This window comes from Caballeronia sp. dw_276, from assembly GCF_018449635.1.
Lineage (GTDB): Bacteria > Pseudomonadota > Gammaproteobacteria > Burkholderiales > Burkholderiaceae > Caballeronia.
In genome coordinates this window covers 272,279-291,191 of record NZ_JAAVUV010000005.1, presented here as the reverse complement: position 1 = coordinate 291,191, position 18,913 = coordinate 272,279, and the positions used below count along the sequence as shown (strand labels likewise).

Annotated in this window: 14 protein-coding genes; 5 read left to right on the top strand and 9 right to left on the bottom strand. The window is 61.0% G+C overall.

Going from position 1 to position 18,913, the window contains the following annotated elements; genetic code table 11:
• Positions 1–3: 3 nt before the first annotated feature.
• The 7 genes from HB633_RS12660 to HB633_RS12630 form a co-directional block, all read right to left on the bottom strand.
• Complete coding sequence (locus HB633_RS12660) at positions 4–1,290, bottom strand: polysaccharide biosynthesis/export family protein (protein ID WP_213778440.1); 1,287 nt, start codon at positions 1,288–1,290, stop codon at positions 4–6.
• Between the two features lie 757 nt (positions 1,291–2,047).
• Positions 2,048–2,785, bottom strand: a complete 738-nt coding sequence (locus HB633_RS12655; RefSeq protein WP_056364021.1) for a Crp/Fnr family transcriptional regulator — start codon at positions 2,783–2,785, stop codon at positions 2,048–2,050.
• A gap of 545 nt (positions 2,786–3,330) precedes the next feature.
• The gene (locus HB633_RS12650; protein WP_255580897.1) at positions 3,331–5,928 is read right to left on the bottom strand and encodes a glycoside hydrolase family 2 protein; all 2,598 of its coding nucleotides are present in this window, start codon (positions 5,926–5,928) and stop codon (positions 3,331–3,333) included.
• A gap of 115 nt (positions 5,929–6,043) precedes the next feature.
• On the bottom strand, positions 6,044–7,054 hold the full coding sequence (locus tag HB633_RS12645; RefSeq protein ID WP_255580924.1) for a DUF1839 family protein: 1,011 nt from the start codon (positions 7,052–7,054) through the stop codon (positions 6,044–6,046).
• A gap of 23 nt (positions 7,055–7,077) precedes the next feature.
• The gene (locus HB633_RS12640) at positions 7,078–8,112 is read right to left on the bottom strand and encodes an amino acid--[acyl-carrier-protein] ligase (protein ID WP_213778438.1); all 1,035 of its coding nucleotides are present in this window, start codon (positions 8,110–8,112) and stop codon (positions 7,078–7,080) included.
• Between the two features lie 3 nt (positions 8,113–8,115).
• On the bottom strand, positions 8,116–9,411 hold the full coding sequence (locus tag HB633_RS12635) for an acyl-CoA dehydrogenase family protein (protein WP_213778437.1): 1,296 nt from the start codon (positions 9,409–9,411) through the stop codon (positions 8,116–8,118).
• Positions 9,408–9,659 carry an acyl carrier protein gene (locus HB633_RS12630; protein ID WP_056364015.1) on the bottom strand — a complete coding sequence of 84 codons (252 nt, stop codon included), beginning with the start codon at positions 9,657–9,659 and terminating at the stop codon, positions 9,408–9,410. Before HB633_RS12630 ends, HB633_RS12635 begins: the two co-directional genes overlap by 4 nt.
• A 336-nt stretch (positions 9,660–9,995) precedes the next feature.
• On the opposite strand from HB633_RS12630, the gene HB633_RS12625 reads away from it, so the two are divergent.
• The 5 genes from HB633_RS12625 (at position 9,996) to HB633_RS12605 (ending at position 16,034) form a co-directional block, all read left to right on the top strand.
• Complete coding sequence (locus HB633_RS12625) at positions 9,996–10,508, top strand: GNAT family N-acetyltransferase (protein ID WP_213778436.1); 513 nt, start codon at positions 9,996–9,998, stop codon at positions 10,506–10,508.
• 131 nt (positions 10,509–10,639) lie between these two features.
• On the top strand, positions 10,640–12,313 hold the full coding sequence (locus tag HB633_RS12620; RefSeq protein WP_213778435.1) for an O-antigen ligase family protein: 1,674 nt from the start codon (positions 10,640–10,642) through the stop codon (positions 12,311–12,313).
• Positions 12,310–13,575 carry a glycosyltransferase family 4 protein gene (locus HB633_RS12615; RefSeq protein ID WP_255580896.1) on the top strand — a complete coding sequence of 422 codons (1,266 nt, stop codon included), beginning with the start codon at positions 12,310–12,312 and terminating at the stop codon, positions 13,573–13,575. The genes HB633_RS12620 and HB633_RS12615 overlap by 4 nt, the downstream gene beginning before the upstream one ends.
• A 56-nt stretch (positions 13,576–13,631) precedes the next feature.
• Complete coding sequence (locus tag HB633_RS12610; RefSeq protein WP_213778434.1) at positions 13,632–14,813, top strand: glycosyltransferase family 4 protein; 1,182 nt, start codon at positions 13,632–13,634, stop codon at positions 14,811–14,813.
• A gap of 96 nt (positions 14,814–14,909) precedes the next feature.
• Complete coding sequence (locus HB633_RS12605) at positions 14,910–16,034, top strand: glycosyltransferase family 4 protein (RefSeq protein WP_213778433.1); 1,125 nt, start codon at positions 14,910–14,912, stop codon at positions 16,032–16,034.
• 751 nt (positions 16,035–16,785) lie between these two features.
• On the opposite strand, the gene HB633_RS12600 is transcribed toward HB633_RS12605, so the two are convergent.
• The gene (locus HB633_RS12600; protein ID WP_213778432.1) at positions 16,786–17,763 is read right to left on the bottom strand and encodes a glycosyltransferase family 2 protein; all 978 of its coding nucleotides are present in this window, start codon (positions 17,761–17,763) and stop codon (positions 16,786–16,788) included.
• A complete protein-coding gene (locus HB633_RS12595; RefSeq protein ID WP_213778431.1) occupies positions 17,702–18,661 on the bottom strand; it encodes a glycosyltransferase family A protein in 960 nt (319 codons plus the stop codon). The genes HB633_RS12600 and HB633_RS12595 overlap by 62 nt, the downstream gene beginning before the upstream one ends.
• Positions 18,662–18,913 lie beyond the last annotated feature (252 nt).

Sequence of the window (18,913 nt, the reverse complement as noted above, 5' to 3'; positions counted from 1 at the left end):
TGTTTAGCGGGTCGTTTGGATGGTATAGAACAGCGTCTGGATCGTCGGCGAGATTTGCTCGAGCACGCGGTTGAAGCGGGCTGCGCTCGCAACTTGCACGTAGATCACGTCACGCGGATGCAGTTCGAACTGCGTCATCAGCATCAGCGCATCGACTTGCGTCATGTCGAGCTTGTACACGCTGAGGTCGAGCGGACGTGCGCCGGGCATGGTGCTGCCGTTGGCCGTGGTCAGCGCCGCGGTCTTGATCATGCCGCCCTTCGATTGTTCCGGGGCGCGGATCACGTAGATCTGACGCGGGTCGGCCGATCGCGGGTCGATACTGTTGGCGTTCGCCAGGGCATCGGCGAGCGTGAGGCGGCCGCGATTCATCGGGATGGTCTGCGGCTTCGAGAGCTCACCGAGCACGAACACGCGGCTCTTTGTACGATCCGGCACATCGATGATGTCGTCGTCCTGCAGCAGCACGTTCTGCTGGATATCGCCGCGATCGAGGAGGGCTGCGACATCGACTGGATAGCGCTTGCCGTCACGCGTGATGCCGACGTTCTGCAGATCGGCGTTGGCGTTTGCACCGCCCGAGCGGTTGATCGCATCGATAACGGACAGCGGCACGTCGGTGATCGGCATGGATGAAGGCGTCTTCAGGTCGCCGGTGACTTGCACCTGCTTGCTGTAGAAGCCGGACACGCGCACGTCGAGCTGCGGATTGCGAATGGTCTTCGACAAACCCTGCGTAAGCGTCGCCTGCAGCTGCTGCGGCGTCTTGCCAAGAGCCTGCACGCGGCCGACGCGCGGGAAGAAGATGGTGCCGTCGTTGGCGACGCGAACGGTCACGCCGCCTGCTTCCGGACCGGTCGCGCCAGCCGATGCATTCACCGGTGCGCCTGTGTTGCCTGCAGTTCCAGCCGGGAGCGGCGGTACGCCGGCACCACCTGTACTTGCGGCAATGCCGCTCGAGCTGAACTCAGGATGATCCCAGACGGTGATGCTGATCTGGTCGTTCACGCCAATGTGATACGCATAGAGCTTGCGCGTGTCTTTGGTCAGGCAGGTGAGCGGGCAGACGCTTGCGATCGATTCGTCGCTGATCTGCGGATGAGTCTCGAAGTAGCTGACATCGATAGGCGTCACGCGATACTTCACGTTCGCCTGGGCGACGCTGTCGGGCGCCGGTGTCTGGTCGAGCCGATCGGTGTCGAGATACGGTCCCGGTGCAATTGCGCAACCGGTCAACGATGCTGTGAAGGTTGCGCCAGCCAGCAGTGAAACGAGTAGTTTGATATTCATATTAGTGGTCCTCGCGTTACGGATACGCTGAATGTCCCCAGCGCAAAGTCTCCTGACCGTCAACGCGCAGTGCGCGTAGGTAGTCCTTCCTGTGCATGACGCGAGCGCTTTGGTAGCGTCATCCGGTTTCGCTGCGAACGGGTTTCTCCCCGGTCCACCCATTCGCAGCAGCCACTCGAAACAACAGCTAACGCTCCCAGCCTTGAGAATCCGGCGGGTGTTCACACAGGAAGAACTGCAGGTTGAAAGACGCATGGCAGGAGACCGCTGCGCCTCTTTGAAAACTGTTATTGGCTACGTTGCTTCGCTTCATCTCCGCGGCTGCTTGCACTGACTCGCGTTGACGCGATAGTCGAGGCGCGCTTCTGGCCGTTCGATGTGACATCGTGGCGTTTCCGGCAGGGCCGGTAAGTGCGTTTCCGCACGTGGGCGTCTTAGTTCACACAAATGGCGCCGTGACCCTTGACTCGTGATGCTTTAAATCAAAACCATTTTCAATAAAACCTGCGCGGCGATTAGTGGACGAATAGCGGACGATCAGTCGACGATTAACGCAATTCGACAATCACACGCATGCAAAACCCGCTCGATCCAAAAATATCGAATGCACGATTATGTTTTTATGAAACGCAGATCGCGTCTGAATGTGTACGCGGATATCGTCACGTTGAACCGGCGGACTGCGGGAAGAGGAGGGCGCGCGACAAGTCATGATCTGACTTTCGTGACGCTCACACTGATCGCATGGTCCGTGGGTTCAATGAACTTCTTCGGCAGCCTGGCGCAGACGCGGAAGCAGCCGGTCGAATTCACGCTTGACGATGCCGTAGCATTCGCATGCGCGCGCTTCGAGGCCTTCGCGATCCAGCACCTTGATGCAACCCCGGCTGTGATGAATCAGTCCGGCGTCATGCAGCTTGCCTGCGGCTTCGGTGACGCCTTCACGGCGTACGCCAAGCATGTCGGCAATCAGTTGCTGCGTGACTTGAAGCTGGTTCGAAGAAGTGCGGTCGATTTCAATCAGGAGCCAGCGGCACAGTTGCTTGTTGAGCGAGTGGTGACGATTGCATGCAGCCGTTTGCGCCACTTGCGTGAGCAGGGCTTGCATGTAAAGCAGCATCAGGCGGCGCAGGAAATCCGAACGGCCGAACTGTTCGCGCAATGCAGATGCGCTCATGCGATAAGCAAAGCCCGGGCATTGCACCTGGACGCGCGTCGGCATGGTTTCACCGCCAGTCAGAACGGGCACGCCGGTCATGCCTTCGCGGCCGACTGCTGCGATCTCGACTGAGCCGCCGTCTTCCATCGTGTGAAGCAGGGAGATGATGGCGGTGGTGGGGAAATACACGTGATGAATGCGTTGACCCGAATCGCACAGCAATTGATCCGTGCGAAGTTGAACCAGTTCAAGATGAGGCGTAAGAGCTTGCCATTCGTGCGCGGGAAGCGCACCCAACAGATGATTGCCGTGCAGGTCGGACTGAAGGGTCAGCATGATGTTCTTCTCTCGTAACTTTGCGCATTGCGCCTTACTTGTTATTTACCGGTCAGCGAAACGATCCGTGATTGCATCTGACGGCATTCATCGAAACGTTTCGCGACCAGCCCCGTAAGCAGCGCAGCATCGTCGTTTAGTTGATTTCATTTTTCGACGTTACCGCGTTGCGCTACTCATTTAGCGAGGACCGTGCCAGCGATGGTCAATCTCAATGCCATCATGGGGTCGTGCGTAATGAGTGCTATCGGGGAATCTGCAGATGGATGTTTTTGTTTCACTCTTGAACAGGGGGCGTGTTTGACGCGGACTATCGGTGTGATTGATGCAACGCACCCTTTCGTCTGCGCAATGCCTTACTGGTGGCGTGTTCAGGTTTCTTTCATGGCATGCAATAGGCCCCATGACGCGTAAAGCGTGAATGCTTGTACAGGCATTCGTCGGTTGTTTAAAAAATGATTCAGAACTGTTCCATGATCTGCGTGTGCTAACGAACGCAAGTGCGGCGTGCCCCCGCTTGACACCGCTGCGAGGGCACGCGGGGCTTACGCAGCCTTTGCTGACAACGCACGTTGCGTGCGCTGGTACTGAACTGAAAACGTTGCGTTCAGCGCACGAACCTCGCCTTGCGGCGTATGTGAAGTGTTTCGTTCACGTGCAACGAGTCCGATACGGCGTTCGACGCCGGGCGCAAGATGAAACCATTCATCGCGTGCCCGATAGTGCGGATCGACCACATGGACCCAACGTGCCAAACGTTTGGCGTGCATCACGAGCTCCCATTCACCGTGTTCGTCACGCTCGAGTCGTACTTCCAAACCGAGGTCGTGACGTTGCGTCATTTCACGCTCGGGGAAGTGGAATGCTTCTGACAACACGGCGCCTGTCGCCTTGTCGCGCAGGGTGATGACGGTGACTTCATGAGCGCGCGGGCCGAATCGATACGCATAGGTGAAGTCGAAGAACTGGCCGAGTACATCGGAGGCCTGCAGGCGCGTCGTGCTGCGTGCCGAAAGCGTTACGTCCCGCGACGCGCTCGCGACTTTGGTGGCGCCATCGCGAAGACACACGAGTTCCAGATGCGCATCGATCGCGGTGGCCGTCTCGTTGATGAGATGGATATCGAGGCCATCTAGGCCTTCGTCCGTGATAAGCGCAGTTACCGGACGGAAAACGTGTGCGAGCGCGTGTAACGCGCTTTTAGGCGTGCCCAGGGCATCGATCAAGCCCCAGCCCGAACCTGTCCTGATGTCCTGCAACTGCCATACGATCCCGCCGCCGCACATTGATCCATCCCGGCGCCATTCGGAGAAGACATCGCCCATCACTTCGGCCACCACGGCGCGCGACAAGGCGAGATAACGCTCGGGATCTTCATAGCGTAGCCGCACTGGATCGACTGAGTAGAGCGTACGCAGATAATGTTCGCGGACATCGTCGAAATCCCAGCTCGCGCCCGGATCGCGCGGCACGGCGGTCTTCCAGCGCGGCTGATGCGGCATCGATGCAAGCGGCACGGCGTTGAGCGCAACGTCGTCCGGAACGTTGGCGAAGGCCAGGCATTCGCTGGCGAAACGAACGTTTGCACGCCGTGCGTCGTCGAGTGGACGCTGGTACGCGCCGACGCCGTAGTAATGCGTGATTCCCGCGCGCGTGGCGAAGGGCCACGCGTGCTCGCTTTCAGTGGCTGCGGGCACGCTCGGTGAGTTCACGACGTAAGGCACGTCGGGCCGTTTCGCAGCGCATATCGAAGGCAATTGCTGCGTGAACAACGTTTGCGTGCGCATGGCCGGCGGCAGCCCGAGCATGGCCGCTTGCTGGTCGGCTTCGCTTCCCCCGCACAACACGGCGAGCGACGCAAAGCGTTGCGTTCTTGATAAAAACTGTTCTGCCTCGCGCTGAATACTGGCGGTGAATGCCGGATCGATCGGGTAATCGAAATTGGCGAATGCGAAGTCCTGCCAGATCAGAAGTCCGTGTTCATCGGCCAAAGCATAGAACGCATCGGACTCGTAGAGCATGGTGCCACCCACGCGCAACATGTTCATGCCTGCGTCGCGAGCGATCTGGAAAAACGTTTGCGCCTCTTCACGGGACGTGTCGAGCGACACGAGGTCTGCCGTGGTCCAGCATGCGCCGCGCGCAAATACAGGTACGCCGTTGATGACGAGCTGAAAGCCATCGCCCCTAACGCCGCGATCAACCGTGATCTCCCTGAAGCCGATACGGCCAAGCGATACGACATCGTGGTTTGCGAACTCGAGTGTGACCTCGTGCAGCGCCGGATCTCCATGCGTGTGCGGCCACCAGCGCGGGACGTTCGGCACGCGCAAGGTCCCGCCAATCGTTTGCGCGTCCTGCCATTGCAGCGCAATTGACGCGTCCCTGCACGTCAGGCGTGTGGACTGTTGCGTCTGCGGATGCACGAAGCGGATGGTCAGGTGCACGATGCCATCGTCGCCATCAAGGCTCGTCTTCAAGTCCACGCGGTCAATCGATGTCGCCGATTCACCCAGCATCTGCACCGCGCGCCAAGGTCCAACGGCCTGCACCGAAGGGCACCAGCCGGGCATGTGGCCCAAAAGTGTCGTGCGGACATTGCGTAATGTCGCGGGCTGCGCGAGCCTCGGGCGCCAGCGTGCACGTCCGCGTTTTGCGCCAAGCGCTGCGGTGAGCGAGCGAAAGCACAGGTACAGCGTTGCCTGACCGTGGAGGTTTATATCGATGTCATGCGCTTCGAACATCGAGTCGGTATCGAGCAATCTCGTGTGGTCGAGCCAGACTTCGCAAATCGTTGCAAGTCCGTTCAAGCGCACCCGGCGCGCGCCATGTCCAGACAGCACCAATCTATACCAGTGGTCATCGAAAGCGAATGCGGGTGCCGATTCCATGTCGAGCTTTCCCGCCGCTCTCCATGCCGATGCAACCGTGCCGGGCACAGGTGCATCGATCCAGGTTCCCGTGTTTTGGGTGTTTTCGGTGTTCTTGGGGAACGGCAGATCCGCTGGCGTTGCATACGCGCCGGCCGGTGTGCTCAGGCACTGCCAGCCATCGGACAAGTTTTGTGGAAGATAAGCGCCCGGTGTGAACTCGGCGGGCGCGGACGAGCAAGGCGTGAGCACGCCAGGCGTAACGACGCGCATGGTGATTTCCCCGTATGACAATCGAAGGCCATGTCGAGACAACCTTCTTTTTATAGTGTGCGCGGCCGGAACGCAGCGCGATCTGTCGGCCGCGATACGGCTTCTTGCATATCCGCTAGCGAATCAGCGCGGCGAGCGGTTCGATGACTTGATCGTAGGACTCTTCGAGCACATCGAAACACTCATGGCACGGATCGCGGCGCCCACGCGTGATTGCGCGTACGAGCCGGAACTGCATGACCATCGATTCCGTCGCGATGCGTTGTGCTGCGGTCGGCATGGCGTCGGGAATCGCGAAACCACGCTCGCGCATCCACACGAGATAACGCGAAAGGAACTCGAAGTTCGATCCGAGCTGCCGCATCACGTTGAACGTGTAGAGATGAAAGGCGCTCTCGCCGCGCTCGAAGAGCATTTCCAGATGTTCGGGAAACGCCGCGCGCCATTGCGTGATCGGATTGCGCGCCGGGCGGCGTTGCAGGTGCGCCACCAGCAAATCCGCCGATGCCTCCGCGAGCGCCGTACCGGTCAGCGCCGGCCGTGCGCGTTTGCAGAACTCCACGTACGGAAACAGGATCTCCGGGCGGTCAGCGAATTCAGGAAGCTGCCGGAACACACCCTCGTAGTCTTCGCCGTCCAGCACGAAATAGCCGGTGTTGTGGAAATAACCGAGCCGGCGCGCATGCGGATCGATGAAATCCACGCCAATGGTCGTCTTCGTATGCTGCTGCCTGTACGAGGTCGCGCGTGTATCGGGCAGATAAAACGCGTCGACTTCGGCCAGCACGGTATGCCCGCGCTGGGTTTGCGTACGAATGCGGTCTTCCAGCGAATCGTAGATCGCGAGTTCCTGCACCTGCAAGCCGTAGAGCGTGTCGAGGTCTTCGAGAGGAAACTTGAAGAACGTGAACTGGTCCCCCTCGAAGTCCTGTGTGACGGTGAAGGCGAGCGCGGCGCGCGGATCGAGCCCGTAGCCGTGCAGCAATTCAATCCACAAGTCGACGTAGCAGTTCGTTTCCGCCCAGACGCGTTCGCCCTGATGCAGCGAATGCGACTGGTGCTTGCGTACGCGCATATGCGGCGGATGCAGTTGCACGACCCGGGCACGTTCGCGATTCGAATCCATCGCGCCGCTTGTGTAGACGGCTGTCATGAAAGTGCCCCGAGCCCGGTGGTGATGCGCGATTGCGTATCGCCCCAGAGGAAATCACGCACTTCGGCCGGCCACGCCTTGACGTCGAGACCGTGATGGCGGAAGAGGGCGAGGGTGGTGCGTTCCATGCCGAAGCCCACGCATGCCGTGTGCGCCACTTCACCGTTTGCCTGGGCGATCTTCCAGATTTCGCCGAAGTGCTCCATGTGATAGTTGAACGACAGGCAAGCGGTCGGCCGGTCCGGCGTTGCAACCGGGATCAGCAACTCGAACTTCAGTTCCTGTGCGCGCTGGCTGTCGGCCACGATCTTGCCGCCGCGGCCAAAGAACGGGTCGTTGGCAAGATCGATTTCAAACGGCAGGCCCAGCAGGTTCACGAGCAGCGAACCGCGTTTGATCCACTTCTGGCGAAACGCCATGACTTGTTCGGGACTGCCGAAACGCACGTATTCGCGCATCCGGAACATTTGCATGCGGCTCGGATCGATGGACGGTTCGTGACGGAAGCAATACGCGAACACGTCGACCGTTGCGCCGTCTTCAGCCAGCGCGCCGCGCTTGGCGACAACCGGGTAGATGGGGTAGCAGGCGGCCGGCGTGAGCACGAGGCGCGTGGGCTTTTGCTGGTCCATCCATTCGTCGGTGCGTTCTTCTTCGCCGACTGAAACCGTTTTTTCGAGCGCTGCCAGCAGCCGGTGATGACCGCGGTCGTTGCCCTGGAACGAGTGGATCGTGCCGGCGAGGTCGGGGAAGCTCTTCAGGTACTCGCTGTCCTCGAAGTCATGGCGGCGCATGGCCGGCGGAAAACGCAGCACTTCGGCTTCCTGATCCGCACCCAGGAGCGAGATGGCGTTGTTCAGGCGATCGATCACATCTTCGAACACGTGGCTGCGTCCATACAGGCCGTCTTCGCCGGTTTCGATCAGGATCCCCGCTTCGATCATGCGCGCGCGCAGCGTCACATCCGAAGCGTTGTAGGTGTTCGTAGCGCTTGCAGCTTCAATGGCCGCGACATCCGTGAGCGTGTTCATGTCCTAGATTCTCCCCGTAGCCGGCGTGCGCTGCGCGAGCAGCAGGTTTGCCGTGTTTAATTGGATGCGATCGTTGCTGATCATCAAGGGCGCGGAAAAAAGATCGCGCAGATGACGCCCGACGCTGTATTCACTGTTGTTTTTGTATCCTGCCATGCCGCAGATCATCAGCGTTTCCTGAACGACTTCGAGCGCCGCCGACGAAATGCTGAGCTTGAGCGTGTTCATGTCCGACGCCAGGCTCAGCGACGCGCCAAGCGGCGTATCGAAGTCGCATGCTTCACGGGCATCGCGCGCCACGCGTTCGGTCGACGCAACGCTGGCGGCGTCGAGCGCGTCCTTCAGGCGTGCCTGCATCATGCGCAGTTGCGCCACCGCGTTCGCCAGCCTTCCCGCCGACGGTGGCAGCGCGCCGGGCTTGCCGCGTGCCTGGGCGCGGAAAAACTGATGCGCGCGATTCACGGCGTCGGATGTGATGCCGACCCAGACCGCGGCCCAGAGCGTGTGCGAGACCGGCAGCATGGTCTGGTCCGCGATCTGGGCGAACGGCACGGGCAGGATCTGCTCGGCGCGGCCCGTGGCGGTCAGCCGGAAGCTTTCGCTGCAGGTTCCGCGCATGCCGAGCGCATCCCAGCCGCCGCGCTTTTCCAGCATGAAGGTGCTGCGCGGCGCCACGATCAGCACCTGGTCGGACGGACTTGCCTCGGCGCTGCGGCGTGCAGTGACCAGGATGCAGTCGGCGTGCGCGCCGTACGAAATGGTCGGCGCGAGTTTTTCGATGCGAAACGCGCCATCGGTCAATTCGACCGCGCACGCGCTGTTGCGCATGTTGCCGCCAATCGTTTCCTCCGACGTCGCCGATGCCAGCAGCCATTGTTCATCGATCAGGCGGGCGATCGTCTGGCGAATCCAGGGAACGTCGTTGCCCTGGTCGACAAGGCACGCCACCTGGCTCTGATGCATCGCATAGACCATTGCCGTCGACGAGCACGCGTGCCCAAGCGTTTCGCAAATGCGCGCGATCTCGGAGAGCGTCAGGCCGGCGCCGCCGAGTCTCGCCGGGACCATCGCCGACAAAAGCCGCTCGCGGCGCATGGCTTCGAACGCTTCCATGGGAAAGCGTGCATCGCGATCGACTGCAGCCGCGTGTTGCGCGGCGACCAGCGCGACCCGCCGCGTAGCGGCAAGCCAGGAAGGTTCGGCCGATGCCTGCCGTACTTCCTCCACGATCTGCGCTGCAGCAGCTGCAGCGTGGTCGGCGTTCGCTGTCAAAACAGCGGCCTGGACCGGGGCGTTCATGCGGCCGCCTGCGCCTGTTGCAGTTCGGTTACCGCTGCAGCGAGCGCATCGATCGACGAAAACAGCCGCCGCGTCAGCATGCGGTCGGGAATCTCGATGTTGAACTCGTCTTCCACGGCGAGCATCAGATGAACCGTTGCCAGCGACGACAGCCCCGCTGCGTACAGATCGGCGTCATCAGCGAGTGATTCGGCCGGCACGTCGAGCCGGGCGGATTCGGTAAGGATGCGGCGCAATGCGGATTTCATTTAATAGCCCCCCAAAGAAGCGTCACTAAAGGTGTGTCACCTAAAACCGGCCGCAGCCGTTTCAACTTGGCTTGTCGCGATACCGGACCGGGTTGGTCTTGCAATCCGTAACGGCTGGCTTGTTGTGAAGCCCGATCGGTCATTCCATGTGGTTGGATGCCGGGCTTTTTCTCGCTGCCGTTCCTCATTTCCGGATTGCTCTCCGATGACCGTATTTAACGAATTGGCAAGGGGTGGCGTCGGTGCGATGCCGCACGGAAGCTGCGCGGTTGGCGACGTATCGTATGAACATGGAACAAGCCGGTGCTGCCGGCGTCCTCACGACCGGACCCGGACATGAACTGGAAAGCCCTCGACTTCGAGCAGATCACCGCACGGGAGCTGTATTTGATCCTCCGGGCGAGAAGCGCTGTGTTCGTTGTCGAACAGTCCTGCGTGCATCTGGACCCGGACGGACGCGATGAGACCTCGGTTCATGTCTTCGCCGTCGAGGACATATCCCGTTCGATGCCCGTTATTGCTTATGCGCGATTGCACGAGGGCGGGGCGGGAACAACGGAAGTCCTGGTGGACAAGATTCTGACAAGTCCGCTGCGCCGATGCGATGGTACGGCGCACGCGCTGATCGAGCGGGTGATCGCGGCGGCAGGCGAACGCTGGCCGGGACGCAGTATCCGCTTGCTTGCTCCGGTGAGCTTGCGCGGGTTTTATGAAGCATTTGGTTTTCGCAAGAATGTAGGGCCATTCGACGAGCGCGGGGTGCGCACGATCGGCCTGGTACGCAAGAGCCGGCTGAACCTGGGCCCGACGAGGACGGCAGGTTGCATCGATGTAGTCGAAGCAGTTTGACGCCTTAGCAACACGTTTGAACATGCAGGTGCCCAACGTCGGCATTGGACGTTTCCAAATGACACAGAGGACGCGAGGCCGCGTGCAATGCACGCTTCACCGAGCCGACCTCTACTTTTCAGGATTGCACGATGTCGAGTGTTTCGATCACGAATGTTCGAGACGAGTCGCAGGATGGACGCGTCGAGACGTGGAAAACGCCCTGGATGGCGCAGCGCGAGAAGATGGCGGCCGATGCCTCGGCGCCGGATCAAGGCGCACGCGCTCCAAGCGCCGCCAGTTCGCCCGAAGCGAAAAAGCGCGCTGAAGTGGCTCGCCGGCGCCGCCTGATGATCGCCCCGGTCGGATTCACGGCGATCACCATTCTGCTATTGGTGCTGCATCAGGGCCGCCTGGTCGAGTTCATCTTTCCCGCTGGCGCGCTCGTGGTCGCTGCGTTGCTTTTCAGGCGTTCGCCCGCGCACTACCTTTCGTTCGTGCTGTGGCTGTTTTTCCTGACGCCCGAAGTGCGGCGCTTCGCCGATTATTTCAACGGCGCATTCAGCGATCGCAGCTTCATCATGCTGGCGCCGGTGATGGCCGCCGCAATTTGCGGCGTGAACTTGCTGACCCACTTTCGCGTGCTGATGCAGCGGCGTGCAATCCCGCTCACGTTGATCGTGCTCGCGACGCTGTATGGCTATTTCATCGGCATGGTGGGGGCGGGCATTGCGGCCGCCTCGTACGTGCTGATCTCGTGGCTGTTTCCGGTGCTGATCGGCTTTCATGTGCTGATCACGTGGCGACATTACCCTGATTATCATCGCGTCCTGCTCAAGACCTTCGTCTTCGGCGGCTTCGTGATCGCAGCGTATGGCGTGTTCCAGTACGTCAACCCGCCGGCATGGGACGCGTTCTGGCTGGAGCATTCGGGGATGATCTCCGAAGGCGTCGCCGCGCCGTATTCCATGCGCGTATCGAGCACGATGAACTCGTCGGGCCCGTTCGCCATCACGATGATGTTCTGCTTGCTGATGACGCTCGCCGCACGCAACAAGATGGCGATGCTCGCCGGCGGTCTGGCCGTACCGGCGCTGATCGGCACGATGTCGCGCAGCGTGCTCGGCGGTCTCGCCATCGGGCTGCTTTATCTGTTCTTCATGCTCGATGGCCGCAGCCGCCTGCGCCTGGCCGGCGCTATCGCGGCGATCGTGCTGTTGTGTTCGCCGGCCCTGATGGTGGACGAGATCACCGAAAAGGCGAGCGCGCGTATTGCCACCGTCACGCAACTCGATCAGGACGACAGCTACCAGACGCGTACGGAGATCTACAAACATTTCCTCTCGGAAATGACAACGAACATCGCAGGGCAGGGACTCGGCATGACGGGCCTTGGCTCGAAGCTTTCCGGCGACAGTTCGTCGTCGAGCAGCGTCAACTTCGACAGCGGCCTGATGGAAGTGCCTTTCGTGCTGGGCTGGCCGGGCACGCTCCTTTATGCGGCGGGCGTGACGATGCTGGTGCTGCGTGCGTTCGTCACGAGCTTCAGCCGCAAGAGCGATCGCTTTGCCGTGGCAGGTACGGCCGCGGCGTTCGGCATCCTCGCGATGATGGTGTTCCTCAACACGCTCGTGGGCGGAGGCGGCATGTTCTTTTTTATCGGCGTGATGCTGCCGGTCGCCGGACGGCGCTACGCGCTCGAGATGCAGACGCGCGCAGATCAACGGATGAAAGCGCAAAAGAGTGCCGCCAATGCTGAGGCCTCGACGCCTTCCGGGACGCCGGCTCAACAAAACATTGCGTTGCCTTCGCCGCTGGTCCCATGAGCGCGATTATCGAGCAGGCCGATCGCACGGCCGACCTTCCAGTATTCAACGAGGATCGCATGAACCTGCTTATCGTCACCCATACCGTCGGCAAGAACGACGGACAAGGGCGTGTCAACTACGAGGTTGTCCAGGCGGCGCTCGCCGCGGGCCACTCGGTCACGTTGCTGAGCACGACGGTCGATGAAACCCTGTCCCGTCATCCGCGTATCACCGTCGTTCGGATCGCGCCGAGCCGCGTGCCCACGCGCTTGCTGAAATACCAGGCCTTTGCGTTGCGCGCAGCGGCCTGGATCCGCGCCCATCGCGCCGAGTTCGATGTCGTGCAGGTCAATGGTTTTATCGCGTGGACGCGCTCCGATGTCAGCGCCATCCACTTCGTGCACACCGGCTGGTTCAAGAGCGGCTATTACCCGTTTCGCCTGAGCGGCGGCCCGTATGCGGCGTATCAGGTGTTGTTCACGCGCCTTAATTCGTGGTGCGAGCGCTGGGCATTCAAGCGTGCCGGCGTGCTCGTGCCGGTATCGGAGAAAGTGGCGGCGGAACTGGTGGACCTCGGCATGCCGCGCGACAAGATCCGCGTGATTCACAACGGCGTGGACAACGTCGAGTTTTCGCCGAGTCCCTCGCAAACATCGCAGCGCGCCCGTTTCAAGCTTCCTGAAGCGCCGTTCATGCTGCTTTTCGCTGGCGACATCCGCACTGGACGCAAGAACCTCGATACCGTGCTTCGCGCCATGGTGACGTGCTCGCCGAGCGTTCATCTGACGGTCGCGGCCGGTACAGAAAAAAGTCCTTATCCGGCGATGGCCGCCGAACTCGGGATAGCCGACCGCGTGCATTTCGTGGGCATGATCCGCGAGATGCCGGCGCTGATGCGTTGCGCCGATGCCTTCGTGTTCCCATCGCGTTATGAAGCGATGAGCCTCGTCATGCTCGAGGCGCTGGCCTCGGGATTGCCGGTGATCACCGTGCATACATCGGGCGGCGCCGAAGTCATCACGCCTGAGTGTGGCGTAGTGCTCGACGATCCGGACGATGAACGCCCGCTTGCCGACGCCATCATGCGGCTGGCATCCGACCCGCTGCGCACGCGCGACATGGGGCATGCGGCCCAGGCACTCGCCGCGACCCTGTCGTGGCAGACCATGGCGGCGCGCTATCTCGCGCTGTTCGAAGAGATTGCCGCGAACCGCAAGATCGGCAAGAAGGCAAACCACAACGCGCGGGCGCACCGCGAGACTGTTTCGGTGAAAACATGAGTACGGTATTGAAATCCACGATGATCCGCGGGGCGACTCCAAGTGTCAAAGCACCTATGAACAAGGCCTCGAAAGACACGTCTGGCGAGCGGAATATCGACTCGCTGCAGATCGGCATGAACTGGTTCGACGAGCGTCCCGGCGGTCTCGACCGCATGGTCACCGCGTTGATCCAGTCGCTGCCGGCACAAGGTGTATCGGTTCGCGGACTGGTCGCGGGCACCGAGAACGTGCGCGCTTCCACGAATGGCGTCGTGACGCCGTTCGCCGAAGCCGACGCGCCGCTGATGAAGCGTCTGCTCGCCGTGCGCCGCTCAGCTACGGAAATGCGCGACGCGCGTAAGCCCGATGTGGTGGCGGCGCACTTTGCGCTGTACGCGGCACCGGTGCTCGGCAAGTTCAAGCGCGTGCCGAAGGTGATCCATTTCCACGGGCCATGGGGCGATGAATCTGCCCACGGCGCACGTGGACAGGCAAGCGCCGGCGCGCGGCGTGCGCTGGAGCGCCATGTGTATCAGCAAGGCGACAGGCACATCGTGTTGTCCCAGGCATTTGGCACCGTCTTGCAAAAGCAATATGGCGTGAAGGCGGACACCATCCGCATCGTGCCTGGTTGCGTGGATGTGAACCACTTCAGCACCGGTGTCGACCAACATGCTGCGCGCACCGCGCTCGGGTTGCCGCAGGACCGTCCCATCCTGTTTTGCGTGCGCCGGCTGGTCTCGCGCATGGGCCTGGAAGATCTTATCGATGCCATGTTCATCGTGCGTCAGGCCGTTCCAGACGTACTCCTGACTATTGCCGGTAAAGGTCCGTTGATGGCTGCGCTGCAGGCGCGGATCGATCATCGTGGGCTTTCGCAACATGTGCGTCTCGCGGGTTTTGTCGCCGATGAAGCGCTGCCGCTCTGGTATCGCGCCGCGAACGTGTCGGTGGTCCCGACGGTCGCGCTGGAAGGATTTGGACTGACGACCATCGAGTCGCTTGCAAGCGGCACGCCTGTCATCGTGACGCCGGTTGGCGGTTTGCCGGAGGCCGTGGCGCCGCTGAGTTCCGAACTCGTGCTCGAGGCCGGTGGTTTCCAGGCGTTGGGCGCGGGATTGAGCGGCGCGTTGCTTGGCCGCAGGAAGTTGCCGACGGAAGACGAGTGCCGCGCTTATGCGCGCGCTCACTTCGACCTGCCCGTGATTGCGGCGCAGACGGCAGCGGTGTATCGGGAAGCAATCGACTCGTATTGACGTTGCGCGCTGTTTCAGCGCGCGCGCCCGAGCCAGCAAGAAGAAAGAAGGGCCCCGGCGCCCCAGGCGCCGTCCAACCTCGAAGCGAAACTAGTCATGAAAATCGTTCACCTGGCCACACATGCGCAATGCAACGGCAATGGCACCGTTAATGCAATGATCGATCTCGCCTGCACGCAGGCGCGTAACGGACACGACGTTGCCGTTGCGTCCTCGGGCGGAGGTTATGAATCTTTGCTGCGCCGTCATGGCGTCACGCACGTACTGCTTCAGCAATCGCGTCAGCCGTGGCGCGTGCCTGCGATGATCGCGGGTTTTGGCCGGCTGATCGAACGCTTCAATCCCGATGTGGTTCACGCGCACATGATGACCGGCGCGCTGATTTCGCGTTTTGGCAGCATGCGCCGCCGCTTCGCCCTGGTGACGACCGTTCATCAGGATATCCAGAAGAGTGCGTCGCTGATGCGCTTTGGCGATCGCGTGATCGTGGTGAGTCATGCGGTGGGTGAGGTCATGCTCGAGCGTGGCGTTTCGGCCGACATTTTGAGTGTGGTTCCGAGCGGAACGGTTGGATCGCCGCGCTATAACGGCCGCCCGGCGCCGCGGCCGCTCAATCTGCACCGTCCCGCTCTGGTGTGTGTCTCTTCGATGTTCGAGCGCAACGGCATTGCGGATATCCTGCATGCGTTTGCGCTCGTGCGTCACACGCATGATGCACAGCTTTATCTTGTGGGCGACGGACCGGACCGTGGTTCGATGGAAGTTTTGGCTGAAGAACTTGGGATTGCGAACTATGTGACATTCGCGGGTTTCGTGGCTGATCCGCGTCCTTATCTTGCATCCGCCGATGTCTTCGTGTTTGCGCCGCACCAGGCGCCCGGGCCGCTGGTTCTAAGCGAAGCGCGCGAGGCGGGTTGCGCGATCGTCGCGACCAAAGTGGGGGGTGTTCCCGAGATGCTCGACAAGGGGGCCGGGGTGCTCGTTGAGCCGGAGCAGCCGCGTCAGCTGGCGGCGAAGATTGGCTGGCTGTTGATGGATTCGCCGGTGCGGGCGCAATATAAGGAGCGGGCGAGCCGCGATATCGAAAGGTTTTCGGTGCAGCGCGTTTGCGCGGATCATCTTGGGGTGTATCAGCGTGCGATCGACGAGCGCAAGGTGCAGGGCATTCGGACGGTGGGGGTCGCTGGCGCTCGGGAGGGGGTTTTGGAAGGGAGGGGGTGATGCTGGGGTCCTGCTTTTTAGATCTTCGCGCGTTCCGTTCTGGCTGATTTTTTAAGCACTATTAGCCACTGTCCGTGGCGGGACTTCATTTCTTTGTCCAACGGCGACAAAGAAACGAAGCAAAGAAAACGCCTTCCAAACGAGGGCTCATAAGTGTCCCCAGCGTGCAGTGACAACTGTTTGGTACCCCAAAAGCACGCTCAGCGCATAACAACGAACACTTGAAACCCTCCCTCTCCGAACACGGATACCCACACGCTTCGCCACCAGCGTCGGAATCCGTTAATACGGAAACCTGGCCTACGCATAACAACTGAATAGCCCATAACGGGTTCAAGCATCTTGAACCCAAAGCCTCGCCACCGGCGCAGCCGACCCCTCGGTTCGGGCGCAAGCGCGCGCAGCGCGGAGGCCTAATTAATGGATTCCCACACTGATGGCGAAGCGTGTGGGTTGCGGTTGACGGAGGGGGAGGGTTTCAACAGGACGTGGTTATGCGCCGAGCGTGCTTTTGGGGTACCAAACAGGCCAAAACTGCACGCTGGGGACACTTAAGAATTAGCGGTTGAGAGGCGTTTTCTTTGCTTCGTTTCTTTGTCGCCGTTGGACAAAGAAATGAAGTGCCGCCACGCACAGTGGCTAACAGTGCTAAAGAGAACAGCTAAGACGGAATGCGCGAAGACCTCGAAAGCAGCAACCCAGCACCAACCCCGACCCCGACCCTAAACACCCCCCCGAGCGCCAGCGAAAATCACCCGGCATATTCCCCCTGCGCATTCCTCAACCTGCGCTGCGCAAAATCCCTCTTGGCAATGGCAGCACCACTCCGAGCCGCGCGCCAGCGCTGCAACGCCGTCCCCTCCCGATGAACCACCCTCGCCCGGGCAAGATTGACCCAGCCCAAACACGCGCCGTGCCCCACCGCCGTCAGCCACATCAAGGCAATTCGCCGACGCACGCCGCGATACTCATCGCGTATGACCAGATGCAGGTTGTATGACTCGTTCTCGATCGCAACCCAGCTCCGGCTGCCGCGCACCGCGCGCGCGTCTTCATCGAAACGTTGCGCCGGATAGTGATCCACTTCCACCGCCGGATCGTAGACAAGACGCCATCCCGCGCGCCGCACGGCTGACGCGAACGCCATGTCGTTATTGACCTGGGCACCGGTCCCGCGCAAACGGGTATCGAAGCGAACAGCATTGCCGCGAACCGCGCTCATCCGATAACTCATGTTCGCGCCCTTCAGGAAGTCGACGTCGCGCGCCGCACCCACCCCCAGATGATGATTGCCGATCGCGCGGCCCGGAAACTGCCAGCGGCCGACTTCGGGCTCGGACGCATCGAGCGTCGCGCCATGTTCATGCACCCAGTCGCGTCCGCCCACGCCGCCCACATCGGGCGCGCTCGCAAAATGCGCTTCGATGCGCTGCAACCATGCAGGACGCGGGGCGGCGTCGTCGTCGGTGATGGCGACAATGTCGCCGGTGACGGCATCGAGTCCCGCATTCAGCGCTGCGACCTGACCACCCTGCGAAACTTCGACCTTCATGAGCGGCAAACGGGCACGCGACTTTTCGATGACAAGCCATGCCTGCGTTTCTTCATCGGCGCCACGGCACACCACCAGGACTTCGTCGGGCGCGCGCTGTTGCCGCGCAAGCGCGTCAAGGCACCGAGCGAGATCCGAGGTTCGACGATAAGTGGGTACTAGTACGGTTATTTTCATTTTGCAGAGCCAGTCCTTCGGGGGTGTATCGGCGAATATAGCCGCGTGCGAGCGACGCGGTGCGCACGCTGCGCGCAAGGCCCTTCGGACCGTGCGAACGCACGTTGTGCAAGACGTTGTGCGCCATGGCAAGCGTGAGGAACAAGGCTGCTTTCGTGCGATTGCGTTCGAACCAGCGATAGCGCTTGTGTGTCACGTAAATGCGCGACGCTTCGATAAACGACCTGTAGTACTCGCGATTCACCATCGACGGGTAATGGCAATTGAACGCTTCAGGCAGCGACCGGACCACGCATTTTCCCTGCAGCGTGGCGCGCATCATGATGTCGACTTCGTCGTAGCCGTAGACCAGATGTTCATCGAAACGGATCAGCTTGAAAAGCCATGCGGGAAACACCGCGCTGTTGATCACCACCGTATTCTGGTAATCGCCGGCCCGGTATGCACGCGACTGGAAACCGAGGAACGTGGTCCCGTTAGCGAAAATCCGCGCGCCATGATTGAGTTCGTAACCCGTAATGATCAACTTTTCCGGATGCTGGCCGCCATGCTGAAGTGAATGCGCGACCCGCGCGAGAAAGTCAGGCGACAGCGCGGCGTCGTCGTCGATGAACGCCACGTGCGTACCCGTCACGGCATCGAGCGCGCTGTTGCGGTTTGCACCCAGTCCCTTGCGCGGTCCCTCGAGAAACACGACTTGAGGAAACTCGGAGGTCACCATGGCGCGCGTGTGCGGTTCCTTGCTGTCGTCCGAGACGATGATCTGATGCGCCGGATACGTCGACGCCTCGACCGAGCGCAACGCCCGGGCGAGATCTTCCGGCCGGTCGCGCGTGCAGATGCAGACCGAGAAACTCGGCGCGGCAGGCTGGCTGGAATCGTGAGATGAGTTGACCATGTGTTTCCCCGGCGTATTTTTGTCGTTGTGCCGCGCATGCACGGCACGGCGTGATGCGCTATTTGACTTGCCGCAGAAATATGCGTCTGTGGGACATCGAACATCGGACGGCGCAACGCTGTCCAATCACGACATCCATGGTCAGGCATGGCGGAATAATCAGGGCCCGGTCGAAAGTGTGTGTGCAGGCGCACTGAATCAATGTCTTACTAAACGTGTAATACGCACACAACTTAATAACGACGCTCTTTC

Coding starts and splice junctions, on each gene's coding strand:
- HB633_RS12655 (WP_056364021.1), bottom strand. CDS start 2,785: ATGCTGACCCTTCAGTCCGACCTGCACGGCAATCATCTGTTGGGTGCG.
- HB633_RS12645 (WP_255580924.1), bottom strand. CDS start 7,054: ATGGATTCGAATCGCGAACGTGCCCGGGTCGTGCAACTGCATCCGCCG.
- HB633_RS12600 (WP_213778432.1), bottom strand. CDS start 17,763: ATGAAAATAACCGTACTAGTACCCACTTATCGTCGAACCTCGGATCTC.
- HB633_RS12595 (WP_213778431.1), bottom strand. CDS start 18,661: ATGGTCAACTCATCTCACGATTCCAGCCAGCCTGCCGCGCCGAGTTTC.
- HB633_RS12660 (WP_213778440.1), bottom strand. CDS start 1,290: ATGAATATCAAACTACTCGTTTCACTGCTGGCTGGCGCAACCTTCACA.
- HB633_RS12620 (WP_213778435.1), top strand. CDS start 10,640: ATGTCGAGTGTTTCGATCACGAATGTTCGAGACGAGTCGCAGGATGGA.
- HB633_RS12640 (WP_213778438.1), bottom strand. CDS start 8,112: ATGAACACGCTCACGGATGTCGCGGCCATTGAAGCTGCAAGCGCTACG.
- HB633_RS12630 (WP_056364015.1), bottom strand. CDS start 9,659: ATGAAATCCGCATTGCGCCGCATCCTTACCGAATCCGCCCGGCTCGAC.
- HB633_RS12605 (WP_213778433.1), top strand. CDS start 14,910: ATGAAAATCGTTCACCTGGCCACACATGCGCAATGCAACGGCAATGGC.
- HB633_RS12625 (WP_213778436.1), top strand. CDS start 9,996: ATGAACTGGAAAGCCCTCGACTTCGAGCAGATCACCGCACGGGAGCTG.
- HB633_RS12635 (WP_213778437.1), bottom strand. CDS start 9,411: ATGAACGCCCCGGTCCAGGCCGCTGTTTTGACAGCGAACGCCGACCAC.
- HB633_RS12615 (WP_255580896.1), top strand. CDS start 12,310: ATGAGCGCGATTATCGAGCAGGCCGATCGCACGGCCGACCTTCCAGTA.
- HB633_RS12650 (WP_255580897.1), bottom strand. CDS start 5,928: ATGCGCGTCGTTACGCCTGGCGTGCTCACGCCTTGCTCGTCCGCGCCC.
- HB633_RS12610 (WP_213778434.1), top strand. CDS start 13,632: ATGAACAAGGCCTCGAAAGACACGTCTGGCGAGCGGAATATCGACTCG.